Origin of the sequence: Pseudomonas sp. NFR02, assembly GCF_900119375.1 — a bacterium.
In the GTDB taxonomy this organism is placed as follows: Bacteria; Pseudomonadota; Gammaproteobacteria; order Pseudomonadales; family Pseudomonadaceae; genus Aquipseudomonas; species Aquipseudomonas paracarnis.
In genome coordinates this window covers 36,133-58,818 of record NZ_FPJJ01000007.1, presented here as the reverse complement: position 1 = coordinate 58,818, position 22,686 = coordinate 36,133, and the positions used below count along the sequence as shown (strand labels likewise).

The following is a 22,686-nucleotide window of genomic DNA, read 5'->3' as shown; positions in this document are numbered from 1 at the left end:
AGGCGCCGCTATCGCAGGCAAGCCAGCTCCCACACAGAGCAGTATTCTTTTACAGGGCCTTCTCGAAAATCTTCGAGTTGCGCTGATAGTTGTACAGCGACGCCCGCGCCGACGGCAGGCGGTCCACGCTGCTCGGCACAAAACCGCGTTCGCGGAACCAGTGGGCCGTACGGGTGGTGAGTACAAAGAGGGTTTTCAAGCCCTGGGCGCGTGCCCGGGTCTGGATGCGTTCGAGCAACACATCGCCTCGCGCGCCGTGGCGGTACTCCGGGTTCACTGCCAGGCACGCCAACTCCCCCGCATCCGAATCCGCGATCTGATACAGCGCCGCGCAGGCGATGATCATGCCTTCGCGCTCGACCACGCTGAACTGCTCGATCTCACGCTCCAGCACTTCCCGCGAACGGCGCACCAGAATGCCCTGCTCTTCCAGCGGGCTGATCAGGTCCAGCAAACCGCCGACGTCTTCGATCGCCGCTTCGCGCACCAGTTCGAATTGCTCCTGGGCCACCAGCGTACCGCCGCCGTCGCGGGTAAACAGCTCGGTGAGCAAGGCGCCATCTTCGGCGTAGCTGACGATATGGCTGCGCCCTACTCCACCCCGGCAGGCTTCGGCAGCGGCATCGAGCAGTTCGGCTTGATAGTTGCTGCCCAGGCGTTGCAGGTGCGCGGGTACTTGTTGTGGGCGCAATTCACGCACCAGGCGGCCGTTCTCATCGATCAGACCGGGATCGGCGCCGAACAGCAGCAATTTGTCGGCGCCCAGGTCGATGGCGGCGCGGGTGGCGACGTCTTCGCAGGCCAGGTTGAAGATCTCGCCGGTGGGCGAATACCCCAACGGCGACAGCAGCACGATAGAGCGCTCATCCAACAGGCGGTTGATGCCCTTGCGGTCGACCCGGCGCACTTCGCCGGTGTGGTGGTAGTCCACGCCTTCAAGCACGCCGATTGGCCGTGCGGTGACCAGGTTGCCGCTGGCCACGCGCAGGCGCGAGCCCTGCATCGGCGAGGACGCCATGTCCATGGACAAGCGCGCCTCGATGGCAATACGCAGATGGCCCACCGCGTCGATCACACACTCCAGCGTCGCAGCATCGGTGATGCGCAAGCCTTCGTGGTAAGCCGGGGTAAGGCCGCGTGCTTGCAGGCGGGTTTCGATTTGCGGGCGCGAGCCATGCACCAGCACCAGGCGCACACCCAGGCTGTGAAGCAGCACCAGGTCGTGGACGATATTGCCGAAGTTGGGGTGGTCCACACCATCGCCGGGCAGCATGACCACAAAGGTGCAGTCGCGGTGGGCGTTGATGTAGGGCGAAGCGTGACGAAGCCAATTGACGTATTCGGGCATAACACCTGGGCCTGTAATAAAAAGCAGCCAAATAAAGGATCAATCGTGAAAGCGCACAGCGGCTGATGGTTATCGTCGGAACAGGCTTGGCGACACGCTCACTCTCCTTATGTACGAATGGGCAGGGGTTAATTTATGCAGGTTTCAGGCAGTAGTGTTCGATCAGTTCCCGCAATAGACGCACTGTAGGCGTCAAGCGTGACATTTCAAGGTACTCGCCAGGCTGGTGGGCGCAGGCAATGTCGCCAGGGCCGAGCACCAGGGTTTCGCAACCAAGGCGCTGAAGATAAGGCGCTTCGGTGCCGAACGCTACTGCTTCGGCACGATGACCGGTCAAACGCTCCGCCACCCGCACCAACTCGGCGTCTTCGGGCTGCTCAAAGGGTGGCACTTCGGGGAACAACGGCGCGTAGTCGATCTTGACCTTATGCCGCTCGGCCACGGGTTCGAGCTTCTGGCGAATCGCGGCGCGCAGCACCTCGGGGTCCATGCCCGGCAGGGGGCGCAGGTCGAACTCCAGGGAGCACTGGCCGCAGATGCGATTGGGGTTGTCGCCGCCGTGAATGCAGCCGAAGTTCATCGTCGGCTGCGGCACGCTGAATTGCGCGTTGCGGTACTCGCGCTGCCAGGCCAGGCGCAGGCCGCGCAGTTCGCCGATGGCGTCATGCATGGCTTCCAGGGCGCTGTGGCCCAGGCTGGGGTCCGACGAGTGGCCGCTGCGCCCGAGGATGTCGATGCGCTCCATCATCACACCTTTGTGCAAGCGGATAGGCTTGAGCCCGGTCGGCTCGCCGATCACAGCTGCACGACCTAATGGGCGCCCCGCCTCGGCCAGCGCACGGGCACCGGACATAGAGCTTTCCTCATCACAGGTGGCAAGGATCAACAGCGGTTGCTTGAAGGGTTGGTCCAGCAGCGGCAACACCGCGTCGATAACCAGTGCGAAGAACCCCTTCATGTCACAACTGCCCAGCCCTACCCAGCGACCATCGACTTCCGTCAGCTTGAGCGGGTCGGTGTTCCACAGCGCCGCGTCATACGGCACGGTATCGCTATGCCCCGCCAACACCAAGCCACCGGGGCCGCTGCCGAAACTGGCCAACAGGTTGAACTTGCCGGGGCTGACTGGTTGGATATCGATGGCAAAGCCCAGGTCGCCCAGCCAAGCGGCGAGCAGGTCGATCACCGGGCGATTGCTCTGGTCGAGAGACGCCTGGGTGCAGCTCACCGACGGCGCGGCGATCAAGGCGGCGAACTGCTCTTTCATGGACGGTAACGGCATGCGCGGTCTCCCAACTTCCCGGATGAACCTCACTATAGAGGCATCTGCGCAACACAATAAACCGTTGCGGCACGTTGCCGGGCTCAGTCCTGTACACTGCACGACCTTGGCAGCCACACTTTTCCCCGGCTGCGCTCCCGATCCTGGATTTTCCGGCCATGCAGAAAGAAACCGAAATCAAGCTACGCGTCAGCCGCGAAACACTCGCCGCGCTGCGTGAGCACCCGTTACTGAAAAAACGCAACAAAAGTGGCTGGGAACGCCGTGAGTTGATGAACCAGTACTTCGACACCCCCGAGCGCGACCTGGCCCAGGCCAAGGTTGCCCTGCGCCTGCGCAAGGACGGTGACGACATCATCCAGACCCTCAAGACCCGCGGCCAAAGCGTCGCCGGCCTGTCGGAACGCAACGAATACAACTGGGACCTGCCCAAAGCCAAGCTCGACGTGAAGAAACTCGATGGCGAGTGCTGGCCCGAGCAACTGGCCGAGCTGGACAAAAAGACCCTCAAGCCGATCTTCACCACCGACTTCGTGCGTGAACGCGCCGAGATCGCCTGGGGCCGTGGCAAGGCCAAGGTGGTGATCGAAGCCGCCCTGGACCTGGGCCATGTGGTGGTCGGCAAGCAGAAAGAAGAAATCTGCGAGCTGGAACTGGAACTGCGCGAAGGCGAACCGGCGGCCCTGCTGGAACTGGCCGCCGAGCTGGCCGCAACCCTGGCCCTGATGCCGTGCGACATCAGCAAGGCCGAACGCGGCTATCGCCTGTATGACGCCAGCAGCTACTCCCTGAGCCTGCCGGCGCCACAGATCCACGCCGAAATGCCATTGGACGACGCCTTCGCCGCGATCCTGTGGCACCTGCTGGGCAGCAGCCAGCGCCTGGCTGAGCAATACCGCTTCAATGGCCACTGGCGCCTGCTGCAGGACTGGGTCGAGAACCTCGGCGAGTTGCGCGCCCTGATCGGCAGCCTCGGTCAGGCCGCGCCGCGCCAATCCACCAGCGAACTGCGCAGCGCCCTGGATGCGTTGCTGGAAGACTGGCGCCCGCTGGTCCAGGCCGGTGACGACGATGAAGACATTCGCAAAGCCGCGCCCGAGCAGTTCATCGAAGAGCTGCAAGACGTGCGCTGGGGCCTGTTCTCACTCAACCTCTCGCGCTGGCTGCTGGCCCGCACCTGGACGGCCGAGCGTAATGTGCGTGGCAACCGCCAGGGCGCTGCGCAAATCACCAACTGGCTGCCACGCCTGCTGGCCGACGACGCCGTCGCCCTGCAACTGCAGCGCTACCAGCAACAGCCGGAAGATCTGGCCGAGCAACTGCCGCGTATCGAACGCATCCAGGCCTGGCTGCACCATGCGCGCCATGTGGTGGACATTCCTGAGCTGGACCGCTTGTACGGCGAACTGAACAAGCTGGCGCACCTGGCCAACCAGCCGATTACCGATGAATCCCTGGATGCGCGTATGCATCAGGCGATTGCGGTGTATCAGAATCGTGCCTGGAAGACCCTTCTGCGCCTGTAATCGCTATCGCGGGCAAGCCCGCTCCCACATTTGCTGTGGGAGCGGGCTTGCCCGCGATGAGGCCCTCCCTGTCAGCGCAAGACTGGCAGGCTGGTGGTGGACTTGATCTCCGACAGCGCCACAATCGAGTTGACCTCCTGGATCCCCGGCACCATCGACAACTTCTCGAAGAAAAACCGCTCGTACGCCTCGATATCCGAGGTGACGATACGCAGCAGAAAATCCACCGCCCCCATCAGCACGTAGCACTCCAACACTTCCGGAAAACCGCGAATCGCCTCGGTGAACTCAGTGAAATTGGAGCGACCGTGGGCGTTGAGTTTGACCTCGGCGAAAATCTGCGTGTTGAGCCCGATTTTCTTGCGGTCCAGCAGGGTGACCTGGCCGCGGATCACCCCCTCCTCCTTGAGCCGCTGAATACGCCGCCAGCATGGCGACTGCGACAGGCCGACCTGTTCGGCAATCTGTGCACTGGAGAGCGAGGCATCCTCTTGCAGCAAGGCCAGGATACGGCGGTCGTAGGCGTCCAACTCACTGTGCATAAACGTACCCATGAATAGGCTTATCTTGAATTGTTCTGGTCGATTTATCGCCAAGCAGGCTTATTTTAGATAAGAAATCTCCCGAGGCGAATGTAAAAATTTCTCCAGTCTAAACTGGAGAGTCAGCATGCATGCCGTCGAAACCGCCTACCCCGCCACCCGCGTCGATGCGTGGGCCGCCAATAGCAGCCACTGCCAGGCGCACTATCGCATCGTCGCCGAGGCTGAACCGGACGTGCTGTGCCGGGTGCTGAACTACTTCGCGCTGCAATTGCTCACGCCCACCCAGGTCAGCATGAACCGGGAAGCCGACCTGCTGAGCATCGATATCGTGATGACCGGCCTGAGCTGGCACCGCGCCCAGGTGATCGGTGAAAAGATTCGAAACCTGATCAGCGTCTGCACCCTGGAGCTGTGGTCGGCTGATTCCGAGCGGCCTCAAGCGCTGGCGGCGATGGCGCAGTAAAAACCGGCAACACACGCGCCAGCAGGACCTTCAGCGGCTGGCTAGCCTGGGATTACCCCCACGCCCCAGGAAAACCTGCATGCCCGTCGCCGCTCACGATCACCTCTTGGAACTGCAGCAATTGTTGCCGGCGCTGGTCGAGCAAGGGTTGATCACGGCGCAGGCGGCGCAAAAGGTAGCGCCAGCGTCCGGCAGCCAGCATCCCTTGGAATGCATCGCAGCCCAGGGCCCTTGTCTGGAGACCTTGATTCAATGGCTGGCCCGGCAGGTCGGCCAGCCTTACCTGCGCATCGACCCATTGAAGATTGATGTGGCGGCCGTGGTGCCCTTGATGTCCCACGCCTTTGCTCAGCGCCACGGCATTCTTGCAGTCGCGGTGGATGCCCACAGCGTGACGGTCGCCAGTGCCCAACCCCATATCACCACTTGGGAAGCCGGGCTGTCCCAGGTACTCAAACGCACGATCAAGCGCGTGGTTGCCAACCCTCAGGATATTCAGCGCTGTATCAACGAGTTTTACCGCTTGGCCAAGTCCGTCAGCGGTGCGGATCAAAAAATGACGGCGCCTGGCAATGTCGACTTGCTCAGCCTCGGCGCCAGCGACAAGGAGCCGGACGCCAACGACGCGCATATCGTCAACATCGTCGACTGGCTGCTGCAATACGCCTTTGGCCAACGAGCCAGCGACATCCATATCGAGCCCTGCCGCGACCAGGGTCGGGTGCGCTTTCGCATTGATGGGCTGCTGCATGACGTCTATCAATTTCCCCCGCAGGTCACCATGGCCGTGGTCAGCCGCCTGAAAAGCCTGGGGCGAATGAACGTGGCCGAAAAACGCAAGCCCCAGGATGGCCGCGTCAAGACCCGGAACCCTGCGGGTGTCGAAGTGGAATTGCGGCTTTCGACCCTGCCCACGGCATTCGGCGAAAAACTGGTGATGCGAATTTTCGACCCACAGGTGCTGCTCAAGGATTTCGACCAGTTGGGTTTGTCCAGCGCCGACCAGCAACGCTGGCACGCCATGACGCGACGCACCCACGGCATCATCCTCGTCACAGGCCCGACCGGCTCAGGCAAGACCAGCACCCTCTACACCACCCTCAGGCAACTGGCGACCCGCGAGGTCAACCTGTGCACGGTGGAAGACCCGATTGAAATGGTCGAGCCGGCCTTCAACCAGATGCAGGTCCAGCACAACATCGACCTCACGTTCGCAAGTGGCATCCGCGCCCTGCTGCGCCAGGACCCGGACATCATCATGATCGGCGAAATCCGCGACGAGGAAACCGCAGAGATGGCTATCCAGGCCGCGCTGACCGGGCACCTGGTGCTCTCGACCCTGCACACCAACGATGCACCCAGTGCCATCAGCCGTCTGCAGGAACTGGGCATTGCTCACTATTTGATCAAAGCCACGCTCATAGGTGTGATGGCGCAGCGCCTGGTGCGGCTTCTGTGCAGCCACTGCAAGCACCCCGCGGGCCTGGAGGACGATGGCGGCTACGAAGCTGTCGGCTGTGCACACTGCCGTGACAGCGGTTATCGAGGCCGGGCCGGACTGTATGAAATCATGCTCATGGGCCCGGCACTCCAGGCGCTGGTCACTCCAGGCGCGGACGTACAAGCCCTGCGCCGTGGGGCACTGGCGCAGGGCATGAGCAGCCTGCGCATGGCCGGCATCGAGAAAGTGAAGGCCGGGCTGACCACGATGACGGAGGTGTTGCGGGTCACGCCAGGGGATTCAGAAACAAATCCTTTGTTTGTTGGGCCATGAAACCGTCCTTATCCGTGACCAGACCGTTACAATCGGCCTAATGTCATTCACTGACACCTTCAGATAGGGAATCGCTATGCAGATCGGAACCGTACTGCTTCTTTTCGTGGGCTTGGCCATCGCCATCCTGTTCATGGGGTTCAAAGTGGTGCCCCAGGGCTACCAATGGACCGTCGAGCGTTTCGGCCGCTACACCAACACCCTCAAGCCCGGCCTGAATATCATCATCCCGGTCATGGACCGCATCGGTCGCAAGATCAACGTGATGGAAAGCGTGCTGGATATCCCGCCTCAAGAAGTCATCACCGCCGACAATGCCACCGTGCAGATCGATGCCGTGTGCTTCTTCCAGGTGGTCAACACCGCCCAGGCCGCCTATGAGGTCAACAACCTCGAACATGCTATCCGCAACCTGCTGCAGACCAATATCCGTACCGTACTCGGCTCCATGGAACTGGACGCCATGCTGAGCCAGCGCGACGGCATCAACGAAAAACTCCTGCGCACCGTGGATGAAGCCACTGCGCCATGGGGCATCAAGATCACCCGTATCGAGATCAAGGATATCAGCCCGCCTGCCGACCTGATGGCCGCCATGTCCGGCCAAATGAAAGCCGAACGGATCAAGCGCGCACAGATCCTCGAAGCCGAAGGCCTGCGGGCGTCGGCGATCCTGACAGCGGAAGGCAAAAAGCAGGCGCAAATCCTTGAAGCCGAAGGCAGCCGCCAGGCAGCGTTCCTGGAGTCCGAGGCCCGCGAGCGCCAGGCCGAAGCCGAAGCGCGGGCGACACAAGTGGTGTCCGAAGCCATTGCGTCGGGCAACGTGCAGGCGGTGAACTACTTCGTCGCGCAAAAATACATCGACGCCCTGGGCAAGCTTGCGTCTGCCAACAACAGCAAGGTCATCCTGATGCCGCTGGAAGCCAGCCAGGTGATTGGCGCCGTGGGCGGTATCGGCGAAATCGTCAAGGCAACCTTCGGCAACCAGAAAGGCTGAGGCCAACACCATGTGGGACTTTTTGCTGCATTTGTCGTTTTGGGACTGGTTAGCCCTAGGCACCGTGCTGTTGATTCTCGAGGTGTTCGGTACCGGAGGCTACCTGCTCTGGATGGGCATCGCCGCCGCAGCCGTGGGCGTGATCAAGTTCCTGTTCCCGCCGCTGGGGCTGGAATGGCAACTGCTGCTGTTTGCGGTGTTGTCGATACTGACCGCCGTGTACTGGTGGAAACGCCAACGCAGCAGTGCCAAGGCCAGCGATCAACCGGGGTTGAACGAGCGCGGTTCAGAGTTGGTCGGGCGCACTTTCGTGGTGCATCAAGCCATAGTGGATGGCCGCGGCAAGGTCAAAGTCGGCGATGGCGTGTGGATGGTCACCGGTGCAGACGCCCCCGTGGGCGCTCAAGTCCGCGTGGTTGGGCAGGATGGGGTGATTTTAAAGGTTGAAACTGTTTAGTCAGTGATGGAACTGGATCGGGTTAACTACAATCAAAACGTACAGATAACCCACCGGAGTCACCCATCATGCGTCTCAAATATGCTGTCGCAACCCTCGCTGTGCTTTCCCTACCTGTCGGCTCAGCCATGGCCGATAGCTTCTGGCGTAATGTCATCTCGTCGGGCGCCACCACTGGCTCGACTTACCTGACGTTCAAGGACCACAAGCTGGTGGTCGCCGCCCAGGACGACGCAGGCAGCTTCGTCGCCAGCGACGGCGGCATTCGCGGCCCGTACCTGGAAGCGGCCATGCAGAAGGTCCGCGCCGACAACCCTGGCCTCCAAGCCACCGACATGGAACTGGCTAACGCCATCCTGGCGAAGAATGCTGTAACCGAGTAACAACTGCCCTCATAAAAAATGCCGCTTTTTCAAGCGGCATTTTTTTGCCTGCTGCATGACGAATCGTTCATGGATGACAGGCTATATTCAGTCTCAGCGTGCAACCATGCCCTACTGACACGTCTATTTTTCATTGCCTACCTGAAACGGATGCCTTCTTCGTCATGAGCCAACAGCCCTTCCTGCCGTTTTCCAAACCGACCATTGATGAAGCCACCATCGCGGCGGTCGGCGATGTTCTGCGTTCCGGCTGGATCACCAGCGGGCCAAAGGTGCAGGCGTTCGAAGCACAGTTGTCAGACTATTTTGGCGGACGTCCGGTGCGCACCTTCAACTCGGGCACCTGCACCATGGAGATCGCCTTGCGCATCGCCGGGATCGGGCCTGGGGATGAAGTCATCACCACGCCAATCTCCTGGGTTGCCACGGCCAACGTGATTCTCGAAGTGGGCGCCACTCCCGTCTTCGCCGACATCGACCCGGTGACCCGCAATATCGACCTGGCCCAGGTGGAAGCCGCCATTACTCCGCGCACCAAGGCGATCATCCCGGTGTACCTGGCCGGCTTGCCCCTGGATATGCCGATGCTCTACGCGCTGGCCAACAAGTACAACCTGCGCATTGTCGAAGATGCTGCCCAGGCCCTGGGGTCCAGCTGGGATGGAGAACGCATCGGCGCAACTGGCGACTTCGTGTCCTTCAGCTTCCAGGCGAACAAGAACATTACGTCGTCCGAAGGCGGCTGCCTGGTGTTGAACAATGCCGAGGAGGCCCGTCTGGCAGAGAAGTACCGCCTGCAAGGCGTCACCCGCAGCGGCTTCGATGGCCTGGATGTGGATGTGCTGGGTGGGAAGTTCAACATGACCGACATTGCCGCCGCCATCGGCCTGGGGCAATTTGCGCACATCGAGAAAATCACCGCCCATCGTCAGAACCTGGCACGGCACTACTTCAAATGCTTCGGCAGCAATTTCGAAGCCCAATACGGCGCGCAACTGCCGCCGGCCGACTTCGAAAACAGCAACTGGCACCTGTTCCAACTGGTATTGCCGGAGCGCCAGGATGGCCTGCCAGCCCGTGCGACGTTCATGGAGCAGATGCAGGCCCACGGCGTGGGTATCGGCTATCACTACCCGCCGATCCACCTGCTGAGCCTCTATCGGGCACAGGGTTTCAAGGAAGGCATGTTCCCGGTGGCCGAACGTGTTGGGCGTTTGATCGTGTCGTTGCCGATGTTCACGGCGATGACAGAGGCGGATGTGGAGCGGGCTGTAGCGGCGGTTAAAGCCGTACTGAAAAAAGACTGATCACAACAAATCAACTGTGGGAGCTGGCTTGCCTGCGATGCTGGCACCTCGGTGTATCGGTGATACCCGGGTGATCCAATCGCAGGCAAGCCAGCTCCCACATTGAGGTGTGCTGTTGCAGCTGTTGCGTTTATTCGCCGATCGCGGCTTTGTAGCCGGCGGCATCCAGCAGTTTGTCCAGCTCGGCCTTGTCGCTTGGCTTGAGCTTGAAGATCCAGGCGCCGTACGGGTCAGAGTTCAGCAACTCAGGGCTGCCACTCAGCTCTTCGTTGACAGCAATCACTTCGCCGGCAACCGGCGAGTAGATATCCGAGGCTGCTTTCACCGACTCAACCACACCCGCCTGGCCTTGCGCTTCAAAATTGGCACCCACTTCCGCCAACTCAACAAACACCACATCACCCAAAGCTTCCTGTGCATGGTCGGAGATCCCGACGGTCACGGTGCCGTCAGCTTCCAGACGGGCCCATTCGTGACTTTCGGCAAAACGCAGGTCGGCAGGGATATTGCTCATAGTCTGTGTCCTCAAGATGAAATGTCAGCGGCCATTGGCCTGCCGGAATTTGTTAGATCAGGGTTTTGCCATGACGCACGAAGGTCGGCTTGACCACTCGAACCGGATACCACTTGCCGCGGATTTCCACTTCGGCCCGGTCGGCAGTCGCCGTCGGCACACGCGCCAGCGCAATGGATTTGCTTAGCGTAGGCGAGAAACTACCACTGGTGATCTCTCCTTCGCCAACATTGGCGATACGAACCACTTGGTGAGCACGCAGCACACCACGCTCTTCAAGGACGAGCCCGACCAGTTTGAACTGCACGCCGGCTGCTTTTTCTGCTTCCAGCGCAGCGCGGCCAATGAAGTTACGCTCGACAGGTTCCCAGGCGATGCTCCAGGCCATGTTGGCCGCCAGCGGCGAGACGGCCTGGTGAATATCCTGGCCATACAGGTTCATGCCGGCCTCCAGGCGCAAGGTATCGCGCGCACCGAGGCCGATGGGGGAAATGCCAGCGCCCACCAGGTCGTTGAAAAAGCCCGGTGCCTGATCGGCCGGCAGCACGATTTCGAGGCCGTCTTCGCCGGTATAGCCGGTGCGGGCGATATACCAGTCGCCATCGGCCCGGCCTTCGAACGGTTTGAGCTGATGGATCAGGATGCCACGGGACTGGGTCACCAGTTCGGCGATTTTCTGCCGGGCGTGGGGGCCTTGGATGGCGAGCATGGCCAACTCGGAGCGCTCATGCAGTTGCACTGAGTAGCTGCCCAGTTGCGCCTGCATCCAGGCCATGTCCTGATCGCGCGTGGCGGCGTTGACCACCAGGCGGTAACCGGTTTCGGTGCGGTAGACGATCATGTCGTCCACCACCCCGCCCTGCTCGTTGAGCATGGCGCTGTATAACGCACGGCCACAGCCGTGCAGTCGGTCGACATCATTGGCCAGCAGGTACTGGAGCCATTCCTTGGCCTGGGGGCCGGTGACATCGATCACGGTCATATGAGATACATCGAAGACCCCGCAGTCGCGTCGCACCTGGTGGTGTTCTTCAACTTGCGAGCCGTAATGCAAAGGCATATCCCAACCGCCAAAATCGACCATTTTCGCGCCGAGGGCGAGATGCAGGTCATACAGAGGCGTACGCTGTCCCATGGGTTTCTCCTTCCGGGCTTGGCGAAGGCGCGCAGAGCTGCCACGTGCGCCGAACACCTTGTACTACAAGGCCCGCAGCCACATACAGCAGGTCGATCCGAAAGACGGAGCGCACCGAATGCCGCGCATTGTAGCCTCAAGCCGTAGGACTGGCACCTAACCGATTTGCCGAGCCGAGCGACGAATCAGCCCGATGACCGGCAACAAGCCGACCAGCACAAGGGTCAGCGCCGGCAAAGACGCCCGTGCCCATTCGCCTTCACTGGTCATTTCAAAGATGCGGACCGCCAGGGTGTCCCAGCCAAACGGGCGCATCAGCAAGGTGGCCGGCATTTCCTTGAGCACATCTACAAACACCAGCAGCGCTGCGCTCAACGTGCCCGGCAGCAATAACGGCAGATACACTTTGCAAAACAGTCGTGGGCCACTCACCCCAAGGCTGCGTGCCGCTTCGGGCAAAGACGGACGGATTCGCGCCAGGCTGTTTTCCAGCGGCCCGTAGGCCACCGCCAGGAACCGCACCAAATACGCCAGCACCAGTGCCGACAGGCTGCCCAGCAGCAAAGGCTTGCCCGCCCCGCCCAGCCATCCGGAGAGCGGCACCACCAACTCGCGGTCCAGGTAACTGAACGCCAGCATGATCGACACCGCCAGCACCGAGCCTGGCAAGGCATAGCCGACATTGGCCAGGCTGATACCGGAACGAATCGCCCGGGTGGGCGCCAGACGGTTGGCAAAGGCCAGTATCAGCGCGACGCTGACGGTGATCAGCGCTGCGATACCGCCCAGGTAGAGGGTATGCACGATCAGCCCGGTGTAACGTTCATCCAGGTCGAAGCGGCCACGCTGCCAGAACCACGCCACCAGTTGCAGCATCGGAATCACGAACGCACAGGCGAAAACCAGGCTGCACCACGCACTGGCCGCCACGGCTTTGAACCCGCGCAAGTGGTACAACGCCTTGCCCCGCGGGCGCTCATTGCTCGGTCGACTGGCCCCGCGCGCACGTCGCTCGCCATATAGCACCAACATCACTACCAGCAGCAGCAGACTCGCCAGTTGCGCGGCACTGGACAGGCTGAAAAAGCCGTACCAGGTTTTATAGATAGCGGTGGTGAAGGTGTCGAAATTGAACACCGAGACCGCGCCAAAATCCGCGAGTGTCTCCATCAACGCCAAGGCCACACCGGCACCAATCGCTGGCCGCGCCATTGGCAATGCCACACACCAGAACGCTTGCCATGGCGATTGCCCCAGCACCCGCGCCGCTTCCATCAAGCCTTTGCCCTGAGCCAGGAACGCGCTGCGCGCCAGCAGGTAGACATAGGGATAGAACACCAGCACCAACACGATGACCACGCCGCTGGTAGAGCGTACCCGCGGCAAGCGCAACCCGGTGCCGAACCACTCGCGCAGCAGGGTTTGCACCGGGCCGGCGAAATCCAGCAGGCCCACAAACACGAAGGCCAGCACATAGGCAGGGATTGCAAAGGGCAACATCAATGCCCAGTCGAGCCAGCGCCGCCCGGGGAACTCGCACAGGCTGGTCAGCCAGGCCAGACTGACGCCCAGCAGCGTCACGCCCAGGCCGACACCGAGCACCAGGGTCAAGGTGTTGCCCAGCAAGCGGGGCATCTGAGTGTCCCAGAGGTGCGACCAGATCTGCGGGTCGATGCTTTGCCAGGACAGCAGCAGCACGCTCAGCGGCAACAGCACCAGGGCGGCGACGCTGAAAACCGGCAGGTACCAGCGACGTTGGGCGGGGTGGGCCAAGGAAAAGCTCTCAGAAAAATAAAGATGTTGAAGCGGCCACTAACCAATGTGGGAGCTGGCTTGCCTGCGATACAAGCACCCCGGTGTATCAGTGATACCGACGTGATGCAATCGCGGGCAAGCCAGCTCCCACAGTCGAGCGGCGCAGCTTCAGTTCCAGCCAGCACGATCCATCAGGCGAATCGCTTCGGCCTGGCGCTTGCCTGCCACTTCCACTGGCAAGGTATCGGCCACGAACTTGCCCCAGGTCGCCACTTCCGCCGATGGCGGTACCGCCGGGTTGGCCGGGAACTCCTGGTTGACGTCGGCGAAGATCTTCTGCGCCTCAGGCGTGGTCATCCACTCCACCAGCGCCTTGGCCGCTTCCGGGTGTGGTGCGTGCTGGGTCAGGCCGATGCCGGAGAGGTTCACATGCACGCCGCGGTCGCCCTGGTTCGGCCAGAACAACTTCACTGCCAGGTCTGGCTTCTGCTTGTGCAGGCGACCGTAGTAATAGGTGTTGACGATACCCACGTCGCACTGCCCGGCGTTGATGGCCTCCAGCACGGCGATGTCATCGGAGAACACGTCGGTGGAGAGGTTATTCACCCAACCCTTGATGATTTCTTCGGTCTTGGCCGCGCCATGGGTCTCGATCAACGTGGCGGTCAGCGACTGGTTGTAAACTTTTTTCGCCGTGCGCAGGCACAGGCGGCCTTCCCACTGCTTGTCGGCCAGGGCTTCGTAGGTGGTCAGGTCGCCCGGTTTTACCCGGTCGGTGGAATAGGCGATCGTTCGCGCCCGCAGGCTCAAACCGGTCCAGGCGTGGGCCGATGAGCGGTATTGCAGAGGAATATTCTTGTCGATCACAGGAGAGGTGAACGGTTGCAGGATGCCCATCTGCTCGGCCTGCCAGAGGTTGCCGGCGTCAACGGTGAGCAGCAGGTCGGCGGTGGCGTTCTCGCCCTCGGCCTTGATGCGCTGCATCAACGGGGCTTCCTTGTCGGTGATGAACTTGACCTGTACGCCGGTCTTTTTGGTGTAGGCGTCGAACACAGGCTTGATCAGTTCGTCGATACGCGAGGAGTAGACCACGACTTCGTCGGCCGCCTGCACGGTGGTGCTGCCGATCAGGGTGAGTGCCAGGGCAGTCAGGAGGCGCTTGGGTGCCAACATGGGTGCGGTCTCTCATTTGCAAATGGAGGGCAAATGATAAGGACTCACATTTGGTAACGCTTGGTGGAGGCGTTACCAGATGTTGCAGGTGCTTTTATTCGCCTTTGTGGGAGCGGGCTTGCTCGCGAATGCAGTGGGTCAGTCAGTAGTTCTATCACTGACACGCCGCTTTCGCGAGCAAGCCCGCACACACAAGCCCGAACGGACGCATTTCAGCGTCAGGGTTTGGCGAGCTCGGGGAGATCGCCAGTCAATCCGAGTGCCTGGCGCACAAACACGGCTTTGGCTTCGGGCATCTGGTCGACGATTTTCAAACCCGCGTTGCGCAACCAGCGCAGCGGCAGTTGATCGGCCTGGAACAAGCGCTCAAAGCCTTCCATCGCCGCCATCAGCGCCAGGTTATGGGGCATGCGGCGCCGCTCGTAACGGCTCAGCACTTTCACATCGGCCAGGCGCTCGCCGCGCTCGGTCGCCGCCAACAGCACTTCGGCCAGCACGGCTGCATCGAGCAAACCCAGGTTGACGCCCTGCCCCGCCAACGGGTGGATGACGTGAGCGGCGTCGCCGATCAATGCCAGGCCTTCGGCCACATAGCGTTTGGCATGGCGCTGGCGCAACGGTACGCACACACGCGGGTCAGCACTGAGCACGGTGCCCAGGCGCCCCTCGAAAGCACGCTCCAGCTCACGGCAGAAGCCTTCGTCATCCAGCGCCATCAAACGCTCGGATTCGGCGGGCGTGGTCGACCAGACTATCGAACACCAGTCTTCCTGCCCATCGCGCACCAGCGGCAGGAACGCCAGCGGACCGGTGTCGGTGAAGCGTTGCCACGCGGTACGCTGGTGCGGCTGACTGCTGCGCACGCTGGTGACGATGGCGTTATGCAGGTAATCCCATTCACGGGTAGGTGTACCGGTCAGGCGGCGTACGGCGGAGTTGGCACCGTCGGCGGCCACCACCAGCGGCGCGCGCAGCTTGCGGCCGTCGGCCAGGGTCAGCAACCAGTCATCGCCGGAGCGGCGCATCTGTTCCAGGCGCGCACCGGCAAGCAGGCCGAGGTCGCAGTCATGCAGGCGATCGAGCAAGGCATCCTGCACCACGCGGTTCTCGACGATATGCCCAAGCACCTCGGCATGCACACTGGCCGCCGAGAAGTGGATCTGCCCGGTGCCGCTGCCGTCCCATACCTGCATTTCGCCATAGGGGCTGGCACGCCGCTCTACGATACCGTCCCACACGCCCAGGCGCTCAAGAATGCGCTGGCTGGCCGCCGACAACGCGCTCACCCGCGGTTCAAACGCCGCAGCCGGGTCAAATGGCTTGACGCTCAACGGGCTGCCGTCGAGCAGCAGTACTTGCAAGCCACTGCCCTGCAACGCCAGCGCCAGGGCGCTTCCGACCATTCCGGCCCCGACAATCAGCACATCTGCGCGCATGTCCATATTCAAGCCTGTCTCGCTGGCGGCTTGCGCCGCACATAAAGGGTTTTGTCGACCCGCGCCACCAGAGTGCCGGAGCCGTCATGAATCTCGACTTTGAGGTGGGGCAGATATTTCTCGCCACCTTCAGTCTGGCGCCGGATCTGATCGAGCAAAGCGTCGTCGATGGAGAATTCGGCATACACCGGGCCTTTGCCCGGCGAGATGAAGTCGATACTCGCAGCCTTGTCCCACACGATGTAGTCGCGGCCCAGGTTCTCGATCAACAGCAACATGTAGAACGGATCGACCATCGAATACAGGCTGCCGCCAAATTGCGTACCGACGTAATTGCGGTTGTACCAACCCAGGCCCATGCGCACCTTGGCATGTCGGAAATCGGCACTCAATGCCTGCACCCGCACCCCGGCGCCGAGGTACGGCGGGTACAGGGTGAGGAACCAGCGCAACAGCCGCGCCTTGCCCACTCGTTGGGTTAGCCACTTACGCATCGGAACGCGTACCCAGGCCCATGGCCTGACGGGCGAACCAGCGTTTGGCCGGTGGTAACAGGTCGAGGCCAAGCAAGCCCATATTGCGGCCCAGCGCCATCAACGGTTGGGCACTGCCAAACAGGCGCGTGACCTGGTCGGAGAAGCCTACGGTGAGTTGCTGGTCCAGGCGCTGGCGCTCGCGATAGCCTTGCAAGGTCGCCAGGTCACCCGGCACAGCAGGCCCGGCCAACAGGGCTCCGGCCAAGGCATTGGCATCGCGCAGGGACAGGTTGAACCCCTGCCCGGCAATCGGGTGCAGGCTGTGGGCGGCATTGCCGAGGACCACCAGGTGCGAACGCACTTGCTCTTCGGCTTCCACCAGGGTCAACGGGTACAGGTGGCGGGCGCCCACTTGCTTGAGGGTGCCCAGGCGATACCCGAACACACCCTGAAGTTCGCTCAGGAAGCTACGCTCGTCGAGGCTGGCCAAGCGCTGGGCGTCCATGCCGATGCGGGTCCAGACCAGCGCGCAACGGTTGTCCGGCAGCGGCAGCAAGGCCATGGGGCCTTCATCGGTAAAGCGCTCGAACGCCTCGCCATTGTGCGCTTCGCTCGGCGTGATGTTGGCGATCAGCGCGCTCTGGTTGTAGGGCCGGGTTTTCACGCCGATGCCCAGCTGCTCACGCAAGCCGGAACGGCCGCCATCGGCCAGTACCGCAAGGTCGCATTCCAGCACGGTTTCATCGTTGAGGGTCAGGCGATAGCCACCGGGCAGAGGCTCCATGCGCGTGACTTCTGCCGGGCAACGCCAGCTCACCACGTCCTTGTCCAAGCCTTGCCACAGGCATTGGCCGAGCCAGGCGTTTTCCACCACATAACCCAGGGCTGGCACGCCCTCCTCCATCGCGGACAAACGCGCGGTGGAGAAGCGCCCACGGTCCGATACATGGATCTGCTTGATCGGCTCCGCCCGTCGGGAAATGGCCTGCCACAGGCCCAGACGCTGGTAAATCTGGCGCGCGCCAAACGACAGCGCGGAAGATCGCGCATCGTAGCTCGGCTGGTAGCTGTCGCCCGGTGCAAAGGGTTCGATCAGTACGATCTTCCAACCCCGAGCCTTGGCCCCGGCTTGCAATGCCAGGGCCAGGCTGGCCCCCACCAGGCCGCCGCCGACAATCGCCAGGTTGACCCGGCTCATCGGGCAGCCGCCATCAACGCTTCGATCTCGGCAACGGTCTTGGGCACGCCGCCGGTCAGGATTTCACAGCCTTGCTTGGTCACTACCACGTCGTCCTCGATGCGCACGCCAATGCCACGCCATTTCTTTGCCACAGTCTGGTTGTCCGGGGAAATATAGATACCCGGCTCCACGGTCAAGGCCATGCCCACTTCCAGCACGCGCCATTCACCGCCCACTTTGTACTCGCCCACATCATGCACATCCATGCCCAGCCAGTGGCCGGCACGGTGCATGTAGAAGGCGCGGTAGGCTTCGCTGGCGATCAGTTCGTCAACGTCACCTTGCAACAACCCCAGCTTCACCAGGCCGGCGGTGATGACCTGCACGGTCGCCTCGTGGGCCTGGTTCCAATGTTTGTTCGGCGCGATCTGCTTGAAGGCGGCTTCCTGGGAGGCCAGCACAATCTCGTAGATCGCCTTTTGCTCGGGCGAAAACTTGCCGTTGACCGGCCAGGTACGGGTGATATCGCTGGCGTAGCAATCGATCTCACACCCGGCGTCGATCAGCACCAGGTCGCCGTCCTTGAGCACCGCGTCATTCTGCTGGTAATGCAGGATGCAGCTGTTGCGCCCAGCAGCGACGATGGAGCCATAGGCCGGCATCTTCGCACCGCCTTTGCGAAACTCGTAATCCAGCTCGGCTTCCAGGCTGAACTCATGCAGGCCGGCACGGCTGGCCTGCATCGCCCGCACATGGGCCGCACAGGAAATTCGCGCCGCCTCGCGCATCACCTTCACTTCTGCCGCCGATTTATACAGGCGCATATCGTGGAGCAAATGATCCAGGGCAACGAATTCGTTCGGCGGCTGGGCGCCCAGGTGTGCTTTGGAACGGATCACGTTGATCCACTCCATCACGTGCCGGTCGAACTCGGCATTGCTGCCCATGGCCGAGTACACGCGGTCGCGACCTTCGATCAGGCCGGGCAGGATGTCGTCGATATCGGTAATGGGGAAGGCGTCATCCGCGCCAAAGTCGCGAATCGCGCCCTCGGTGCCCGCACGCAGGCCGTCCCACAATTCGCGCTCGGCATTGCGCTCGCGGCAGAACAGCACGTACTCGCCGTGCTGGCGACCGGGCATCAGCACGATCACCGCTTCGGGCTCGGGGAAACCGCTCAGGTACTGGAAATCGCTGTCCTGGCGGTAAACATGCTCGACATCGCGGTTGCGGATGGCCACGGCGGCGGCCGGCAGGATCGCGATGCTGTTGGGTTCCATCTGCGCCATGAGCGCTTTGCGGCGCCGGGTGTATTCCGCTTTGGGGATATGGATCATGGGCAGATGGGTGTCCTTTCTCAGTGCAACGACGGCTTGGGAGCAGCGGGCTCAGCGGACTTGCGGGTCTCGGTGAACAGCAGCAGCGGCGCGACGCGCAGGTACTCCATGACTTCCATGTAGTCGCCTTCGCCGTCTTCGGATTCTTCCAGGGCATCTTGCACCTGGGAGATGGCCGCCAGGTCCTGCAGCACTTCCTTGGCGTCGGTGCTCAGCTCCAGGCCGCCGGCATTCACGCCGAAACCGTGGAGGAAACCCTGGCACCATTGGCCCAGCGCGGCAGCGCGATCGGCCAGCGGGGCGTCGTCGGTGGGCAGCAGCAGGACCACGGTGACGTCATCACCGGTCAGTTCGCCCTTGACCATTTCTTGCAGGCCGATCAATGCGTTGCGCACATTGTCGGTGGGTTCGGTTTCCAGCAGCTCGGCCACATCGGCCAGCCAGTTGTCGGCATCAAAGCCGACACCGGTGCAACTGCGGCCCAACAGCACGCCGTGCAGTTCAGCAGGCGAGCATGGATGGCCGCTGGCGCTCAGCAGTTTGGAAAAAGCATCGTACGGGGAGTTCTGAATGGGCATGGTGAGCTAGGCGCCAGACGGCGCAATGTCTAGAATGGAGCGCTGTATCCTAGCACCGGCAGACGCACCAAGACTATCGAGGGCGTCAGATCGTTTATCCTGCAGTTGCCATTCATCAGACAAATCCAGTGGAACCCAATGGAAGACACCGACCTGCAAGCGCTGATGGCCAGACTCGAACGGCTAATTGATCGGGTCGAGCAACTTAAGAGTCAAAACGGACTCCTATTAGCTCGGGAAAAGACCTGGCGCGAGGAACGCGCTCACCTCATTGAAAAAAACGAAATCGCCCGGCGTAAGGTCGAATCGATGATTTCGCGCCTGAAGGCCCTGGAGCAAGACTCATGAGTTCAAGCAATAGCGTTACCGTGCAGATCCTCGACAAAGAATATTCGATCATCTGCCCCCAGGAAGAACGCAGCAACCTGGTGAGCGCTGCCCGCTACCTGGACGGCAAGATGCGCGAAATCCGCAGCAGCGGCAAAGTGATCGGCGCCGACCGCATCGCCGTGATGGCCGCGCTGAATATCACCCATGACCTGCTGCATAAGCAGGAGCGCCCTGACGTACAGGCCAGCGGCTCGACGCGCGAGCAGGTGCGTGACCTGCTCGATCGCGTGGATCTGGTGCTTTCCACCGATTCAGACACACCCAAGGGCTGATTGCCGAGCAGGTTTAAGGTATACTCGCCCCACTCCCTGGCGTGTTTGCCAGTCGGCGATGTCCCTGAGCCGATTCGCACTACCCTGGAAGTTGCACGTTGGGCTGGTGTGCATGTCCGCTAGACGGAAAGCCTTAAAGCCTACTGCTTCTTCCACCTTGAACTTTCGGGTTCAAGGGCTAAGTCGACAGCGGCTCTGTCGGGGAGCCTGAATTCCCAAACTCAATGCCAGTCCCCGGACTGGCATTGTTTTATGAGCCGAAAAATCATGACCGAACCTGCGCCGCTTTCCCGTCCGCAACTTCGACGCATGTTGCGCAAGGCCCGCCGCGCGCTCACGCCAAGCGAGCAGCGCCAGGCCGCTCAGGGTCTGTACCGGCAACTGGCACAGCACCCGCTGTTTCGCCGGGCCAAACATATCTCTTTATATCTGCCCACGGACGGTGAAATCGATCCGCGCCTGCTGCTGCGTGCGGCCCAGCGTCGCGGCAAAGCCACTTACCTGCCGGTGCTCAGCGCCTGGCCGCGCACCAAGATGGTGTTCCAGCGCGTACGCCCTGGGGATAGGTTGTTGCCCAACCGCTTTCGCATCCTTGAGCCACGGGTCAATGCCCATCACCAGCGCCAAGTCTGGGCGCTGGACCTGGTATTGTTGCCGTTGGTGGGGTTCGATGATGTGGGTGGGCGCCTGGGCATGGGCGGCGGGTTCTACGATCGCAGCCTGGCCTATCTTGCCCGCCGCCAGAGCTGGCGCAAGCCAACGCTGCTGGGGCTGGCCCATGAATGCCAGAAAGTCGAACGCCTGGCGCAGGCAAGCTGGGATGTGCCGTTGGCGGGGACGGTGACTGATAAGCAGTGGTATGTCGCACAAACGCCGCTGGAAACAGCGGCGCCTTGGTGAATGCTTGAGTTAACGCTTGAACGGTTGTGGCTGCTGCTGAGCCAGTTCAACCGGTGCATCGGTCTTGTTCGACCACAGGCTCTGGGCATAACCGGTGGTCACGACGCCCAGACCAAACAAAATAACCAAAATCCATAGTAAATCCGGCTTACGTTGCATCGATTGCCCCCCTTTCAGGCACCTCGTACACGATGACAACAACGTTCCAAAGTAGTCCGTTGCAGCTGCGTCAAGCTTAAAAGCGCGCATTCTGCGGTAACGTGAACCAACACGCAAACCTTGACGCCAACCGACTGTCGGTTTGTCATGCAATTGCCCGACAACTTACCCAATGCCTTTTTCAGGAGCCCAACCATGGCCTACTGGCTGATGAAATCCGAGCCCGACGAACTCTCCATCAACGGCCTGGAAAAGCTCGGCGAAGCGCGCTGGGACGGGGTACGCAACTATCAGGCGCGCAACTTTTTGCGCGCCATGGCCGTGGGCGACGAGTTTTTTTTCTATCACTCCAGTTGCCCGGAGCCAGGGATTGCCGGCATCGGCAAAATCATCCGGGCCGCCTATCCGGACCCCACTGCGCTGGAACCAGAAAGCCACTATTTCGACGCCAAGGCCACCCCGGAGAAAAACCCGTGGAGCGCGATCGATGTCGCACATGTGCAAACCTTCTCCAAGGTGCTGGGGCTCGGCTATCTAAAACAGCAAACTGCACTGGCTGAAATGCCGCTGGTGCAAAAGGGCAGTCGGCTTTCGGTCATGGCGGTCACACCGGAGCAGTGGGCAGCGGTCCTCCAGTTGCTTTAATTGAAACTGGCTTCTTGCGGTGCCTGTCAGGGCCTCTTCGCGGGCAAGCCCGCTCCCACACTGGAAATGCGAACCCCTCTGGGAGCGGGCTTGCCCGCGATAGTCGCGCAGCGACTTACTGGATGATCAGGTTGTTGAACAGCAGGTCTTCTACCACTGGCTTGCCGGTTTCATCATTCATCACCTGCTGCGTTTGCTTCAACGCTTCCTGACGCAGCTTTTCCTTGCCTTCCACACTGCTCATGGTCTCGTTGGTCTGCTGGGTAAACAGCGCCACCAGTTGGTTGCGAATCAACGGGTCGTTGGCCTTGACCAACTTCGCCGCCTCATCACCCGTCACGCGCAGTGCAATGTCGGCTTTGTAGACCTTGAGCTTGGCGGTGCCATCCAGGCCGTAATTGCCCACGAACGGCGGGCTCAGGCTGATATAGCTGACCTTCGGCGCCTCGCCCTCTTTGGCCTCTTCGGCCTGGGCTGCCATCGGCAAGGTCAGGGCCAGCATCAACAGGATCCACGCTTTCACAGTTCATTCCTCGAATTCGGTTGCCGGGTAGCATAACGCTAGCAAGGCTGAGCACAAGCTTATGGGGGCTTATCAGGCGCGGGCATGCTCGTTGACCCACGGGCGTACCCTCCTACACTTATCGGCCACGA

The 22,686-nt window shown here is 61.5% G+C and carries 25 protein-coding genes and 1 other RNA gene; 12 read left to right on the top strand and 14 right to left on the bottom strand.

What is annotated here, in order from left to right; translation table 11 throughout:
* Nucleotides 1-49: 49 nt before the first annotated feature.
* Nucleotides 50-1,348: an amino-acid N-acetyltransferase gene (gene argA / locus BT199_RS20155; RefSeq protein ID WP_014720395.1), complete on the bottom strand. Its 1,299-nt coding sequence runs from the start codon at nucleotides 1,346-1,348 to the stop codon at nucleotides 50-52.
* A 133-nt stretch (nucleotides 1,349-1,481) separates the two neighbouring features.
* The gene (gene argE, locus BT199_RS20150) at nucleotides 1,482-2,630 is read right to left on the bottom strand and encodes an acetylornithine deacetylase (protein WP_072435347.1); all 1,149 of its coding nucleotides are present in this window, start codon (nucleotides 2,628-2,630) and stop codon (nucleotides 1,482-1,484) included.
* A gap of 158 nt (nucleotides 2,631-2,788) precedes the next feature.
* Here argE and BT199_RS20145 point away from each other — a divergent pair, with 158 nt between their 5' ends.
* Nucleotides 2,789-4,156 (top strand): CYTH domain-containing protein, encoded by a 1,368-nt coding sequence (locus BT199_RS20145; protein WP_020301821.1) that lies wholly within the window; start codon nucleotides 2,789-2,791, stop codon nucleotides 4,154-4,156.
* A gap of 71 nt (nucleotides 4,157-4,227) precedes the next feature.
* On the opposite strand, the gene BT199_RS20140 is transcribed toward BT199_RS20145, so the two are convergent.
* The gene (locus BT199_RS20140) at nucleotides 4,228-4,698 is read right to left on the bottom strand and encodes an Lrp/AsnC family transcriptional regulator (RefSeq protein WP_003195279.1); all 471 of its coding nucleotides are present in this window, start codon (nucleotides 4,696-4,698) and stop codon (nucleotides 4,228-4,230) included.
* A 127-nt stretch (nucleotides 4,699-4,825) separates the two neighbouring features.
* Here BT199_RS20140 and BT199_RS20135 point away from each other — a divergent pair, with 127 nt between their 5' ends.
* From BT199_RS20135 to BT199_RS20110, 6 genes are all read left to right on the top strand, one after another.
* Complete coding sequence (locus BT199_RS20135; protein WP_014720398.1) at nucleotides 4,826-5,164, top strand: hypothetical protein; 339 nt, start codon at nucleotides 4,826-4,828, stop codon at nucleotides 5,162-5,164.
* A 79-nt stretch (nucleotides 5,165-5,243) separates the two neighbouring features.
* Entirely contained in the window at nucleotides 5,244-6,938 is a 1,695-nt protein-coding gene (locus BT199_RS20130; protein WP_072435346.1) for a GspE/PulE family protein, read from the top strand.
* Between the two features lie 76 nt (nucleotides 6,939-7,014).
* Entirely contained in the window at nucleotides 7,015-7,935 is a 921-nt protein-coding gene (locus BT199_RS20125) for an SPFH domain-containing protein (RefSeq protein WP_003195285.1), read from the top strand.
* A gap of 10 nt (nucleotides 7,936-7,945) precedes the next feature.
* Complete coding sequence (locus BT199_RS20120) at nucleotides 7,946-8,392, top strand: NfeD family protein (protein ID WP_072435345.1); 447 nt, start codon at nucleotides 7,946-7,948, stop codon at nucleotides 8,390-8,392.
* A 68-nt stretch (nucleotides 8,393-8,460) separates the two neighbouring features.
* Complete coding sequence (locus BT199_RS20115; protein WP_003176799.1) at nucleotides 8,461-8,775, top strand: DUF2388 domain-containing protein; 315 nt, start codon at nucleotides 8,461-8,463, stop codon at nucleotides 8,773-8,775.
* A gap of 164 nt (nucleotides 8,776-8,939) precedes the next feature.
* The gene (locus tag BT199_RS20110; protein ID WP_014720401.1) at nucleotides 8,940-10,082 is read left to right on the top strand and encodes a DegT/DnrJ/EryC1/StrS family aminotransferase; all 1,143 of its coding nucleotides are present in this window, start codon (nucleotides 8,940-8,942) and stop codon (nucleotides 10,080-10,082) included.
* 130 nt (nucleotides 10,083-10,212) lie between these two features.
* On the opposite strand, the gene gcvH is transcribed toward BT199_RS20110, so the two are convergent.
* The 9 genes from gcvH to BT199_RS20065 form a co-directional block, all read right to left on the bottom strand.
* Nucleotides 10,213-10,596: a glycine cleavage system protein GcvH gene (gene gcvH / locus BT199_RS20105; RefSeq protein WP_003195293.1), complete on the bottom strand. Its 384-nt coding sequence runs from the start codon at nucleotides 10,594-10,596 to the stop codon at nucleotides 10,213-10,215.
* Between the two features lie 52 nt (nucleotides 10,597-10,648).
* A complete protein-coding gene (gcvT, locus tag BT199_RS20100) occupies nucleotides 10,649-11,731 on the bottom strand; it encodes a glycine cleavage system aminomethyltransferase GcvT (RefSeq protein ID WP_003195295.1) in 1,083 nt (360 codons plus the stop codon).
* Nucleotides 11,732-11,887: 156 nt separating this feature from the next.
* A complete protein-coding gene (locus tag BT199_RS20095; RefSeq protein ID WP_072435344.1) occupies nucleotides 11,888-13,504 on the bottom strand; it encodes an ABC transporter permease in 1,617 nt (538 codons plus the stop codon).
* 150 nt (nucleotides 13,505-13,654) lie between these two features.
* Nucleotides 13,655-14,659 carry an extracellular solute-binding protein gene (locus BT199_RS20090; RefSeq protein ID WP_014720404.1) on the bottom strand — a complete coding sequence of 335 codons (1,005 nt, stop codon included), beginning with the start codon at nucleotides 14,657-14,659 and terminating at the stop codon, nucleotides 13,655-13,657.
* 218 nt (nucleotides 14,660-14,877) lie between these two features.
* Nucleotides 14,878-16,095: a 2-octaprenyl-3-methyl-6-methoxy-1,4-benzoquinol hydroxylase gene (locus BT199_RS20085; RefSeq protein WP_175556219.1), complete on the bottom strand. Its 1,218-nt coding sequence runs from the start codon at nucleotides 16,093-16,095 to the stop codon at nucleotides 14,878-14,880.
* Nucleotides 16,096-16,103: 8 nt separating this feature from the next.
* Complete coding sequence (locus tag BT199_RS20080) at nucleotides 16,104-16,589, bottom strand: DUF4442 domain-containing protein (RefSeq protein WP_019817788.1); 486 nt, start codon at nucleotides 16,587-16,589, stop codon at nucleotides 16,104-16,106.
* On the bottom strand, nucleotides 16,582-17,769 hold the full coding sequence (gene ubiH, locus BT199_RS20075) for a 2-octaprenyl-6-methoxyphenyl hydroxylase (RefSeq protein ID WP_072435342.1): 1,188 nt from the start codon (nucleotides 17,767-17,769) through the stop codon (nucleotides 16,582-16,584). The genes BT199_RS20080 and ubiH overlap by 8 nt, the downstream gene beginning before the upstream one ends.
* Nucleotides 17,766-19,088 carry a Xaa-Pro aminopeptidase gene (pepP, locus tag BT199_RS20070; RefSeq protein ID WP_014720408.1) on the bottom strand — a complete coding sequence of 441 codons (1,323 nt, stop codon included), beginning with the start codon at nucleotides 19,086-19,088 and terminating at the stop codon, nucleotides 17,766-17,768. The genes ubiH and pepP overlap by 4 nt, the downstream gene beginning before the upstream one ends.
* A gap of 20 nt (nucleotides 19,089-19,108) precedes the next feature.
* Nucleotides 19,109-19,666 (bottom strand): YecA/YgfB family protein, encoded by a 558-nt coding sequence (locus BT199_RS20065; protein WP_014720409.1) that lies wholly within the window; start codon nucleotides 19,664-19,666, stop codon nucleotides 19,109-19,111.
* A 138-nt stretch (nucleotides 19,667-19,804) separates the two neighbouring features.
* Between BT199_RS20065 and BT199_RS20060 the strand changes: the two genes are divergently transcribed.
* From BT199_RS20060 to BT199_RS20045, 4 genes are all read left to right on the top strand, one after another.
* Nucleotides 19,805-20,014 (top strand): TIGR02449 family protein, encoded by a 210-nt coding sequence (locus BT199_RS20060; RefSeq protein WP_072435341.1) that lies wholly within the window; start codon nucleotides 19,805-19,807, stop codon nucleotides 20,012-20,014.
* A complete protein-coding gene (locus BT199_RS20055) occupies nucleotides 20,011-20,328 on the top strand; it encodes a cell division protein ZapA (RefSeq protein WP_014720410.1) in 318 nt (105 codons plus the stop codon). The genes BT199_RS20060 and BT199_RS20055 overlap by 4 nt, the downstream gene beginning before the upstream one ends.
* A 30-nt stretch (nucleotides 20,329-20,358) precedes the next feature.
* A non-coding RNA gene (gene ssrS, locus BT199_RS20050) (6S RNA) lies at nucleotides 20,359-20,537 on the top strand.
* A gap of 58 nt (nucleotides 20,538-20,595) precedes the next feature.
* Entirely contained in the window at nucleotides 20,596-21,228 is a 633-nt protein-coding gene (locus BT199_RS20045) for a 5-formyltetrahydrofolate cyclo-ligase (RefSeq protein ID WP_014720411.1), read from the top strand.
* Between the two features lie 9 nt (nucleotides 21,229-21,237).
* Here the strand turns inward: BT199_RS20045 and BT199_RS27270 are convergent, their stop codons facing one another.
* Nucleotides 21,238-21,387 (bottom strand): hypothetical protein, encoded by a 150-nt coding sequence (locus BT199_RS27270; RefSeq protein WP_010207387.1) that lies wholly within the window; start codon nucleotides 21,385-21,387, stop codon nucleotides 21,238-21,240.
* A 195-nt stretch (nucleotides 21,388-21,582) separates the two neighbouring features.
* Here BT199_RS27270 and BT199_RS20040 point away from each other — a divergent pair, with 195 nt between their 5' ends.
* Nucleotides 21,583-22,032 (top strand): EVE domain-containing protein, encoded by a 450-nt coding sequence (locus BT199_RS20040; protein WP_014720412.1) that lies wholly within the window; start codon nucleotides 21,583-21,585, stop codon nucleotides 22,030-22,032.
* Nucleotides 22,033-22,147: 115 nt separating this feature from the next.
* Here BT199_RS20040 and BT199_RS20035 read toward each other — a convergent pair whose 3' ends face one another.
* Nucleotides 22,148-22,555, bottom strand: coding sequence for a flagellar basal body-associated protein FliL (locus BT199_RS20035; protein ID WP_014720413.1), 408 nt, complete (start codon nucleotides 22,553-22,555; stop codon nucleotides 22,148-22,150).
* Nucleotides 22,556-22,686: the final 131 nt, after the last annotated feature.

Coding starts and splice junctions, on each gene's coding strand:
- argA (WP_014720395.1), bottom strand. CDS start 1,348: ATGCCCGAATACGTCAATTGGCTTCGTCACGCTTCGCCCTACATCAAC.
- argE (WP_072435347.1), bottom strand. CDS start 2,630: ATGCCGTTACCGTCCATGAAAGAGCAGTTCGCCGCCTTGATCGCCGCG.
- BT199_RS20145 (WP_020301821.1), top strand. CDS start 2,789: ATGCAGAAAGAAACCGAAATCAAGCTACGCGTCAGCCGCGAAACACTC.
- BT199_RS20140 (WP_003195279.1), bottom strand. CDS start 4,698: ATGCACAGTGAGTTGGACGCCTACGACCGCCGTATCCTGGCCTTGCTG.
- BT199_RS20135 (WP_014720398.1), top strand. CDS start 4,826: ATGCATGCCGTCGAAACCGCCTACCCCGCCACCCGCGTCGATGCGTGG.
- BT199_RS20130 (WP_072435346.1), top strand. CDS start 5,244: ATGCCCGTCGCCGCTCACGATCACCTCTTGGAACTGCAGCAATTGTTG.
- BT199_RS20125 (WP_003195285.1), top strand. CDS start 7,015: ATGCAGATCGGAACCGTACTGCTTCTTTTCGTGGGCTTGGCCATCGCC.
- BT199_RS20120 (WP_072435345.1), top strand. CDS start 7,946: ATGTGGGACTTTTTGCTGCATTTGTCGTTTTGGGACTGGTTAGCCCTA.
- BT199_RS20115 (WP_003176799.1), top strand. CDS start 8,461: ATGCGTCTCAAATATGCTGTCGCAACCCTCGCTGTGCTTTCCCTACCT.
- BT199_RS20110 (WP_014720401.1), top strand. CDS start 8,940: ATGAGCCAACAGCCCTTCCTGCCGTTTTCCAAACCGACCATTGATGAA.
- gcvH (WP_003195293.1), bottom strand. CDS start 10,596: ATGAGCAATATCCCTGCCGACCTGCGTTTTGCCGAAAGTCACGAATGG.
- gcvT (WP_003195295.1), bottom strand. CDS start 11,731: ATGGGACAGCGTACGCCTCTGTATGACCTGCATCTCGCCCTCGGCGCG.
- BT199_RS20090 (WP_014720404.1), bottom strand. CDS start 14,659: ATGTTGGCACCCAAGCGCCTCCTGACTGCCCTGGCACTCACCCTGATC.
- BT199_RS20085 (WP_175556219.1), bottom strand. CDS start 16,095: ATGCGCGCAGATGTGCTGATTGTCGGGGCCGGAATGGTCGGAAGCGCC.
- BT199_RS20080 (WP_019817788.1), bottom strand. CDS start 16,589: ATGCGTAAGTGGCTAACCCAACGAGTGGGCAAGGCGCGGCTGTTGCGC.
- ubiH (WP_072435342.1), bottom strand. CDS start 17,769: ATGAGCCGGGTCAACCTGGCGATTGTCGGCGGCGGCCTGGTGGGGGCC.
- pepP (WP_014720408.1), bottom strand. CDS start 19,088: ATGATCCATATCCCCAAAGCGGAATACACCCGGCGCCGCAAAGCGCTC.
- BT199_RS20065 (WP_014720409.1), bottom strand. CDS start 19,666: ATGCCCATTCAGAACTCCCCGTACGATGCTTTTTCCAAACTGCTGAGC.
- BT199_RS20060 (WP_072435341.1), top strand. CDS start 19,805: ATGGAAGACACCGACCTGCAAGCGCTGATGGCCAGACTCGAACGGCTA.
- BT199_RS20055 (WP_014720410.1), top strand. CDS start 20,011: ATGAGTTCAAGCAATAGCGTTACCGTGCAGATCCTCGACAAAGAATAT.
- BT199_RS20045 (WP_014720411.1), top strand. CDS start 20,596: ATGACCGAACCTGCGCCGCTTTCCCGTCCGCAACTTCGACGCATGTTG.
- BT199_RS27270 (WP_010207387.1), bottom strand. CDS start 21,387: ATGCAACGTAAGCCGGATTTACTATGGATTTTGGTTATTTTGTTTGGT.
- BT199_RS20040 (WP_014720412.1), top strand. CDS start 21,583: ATGGCCTACTGGCTGATGAAATCCGAGCCCGACGAACTCTCCATCAAC.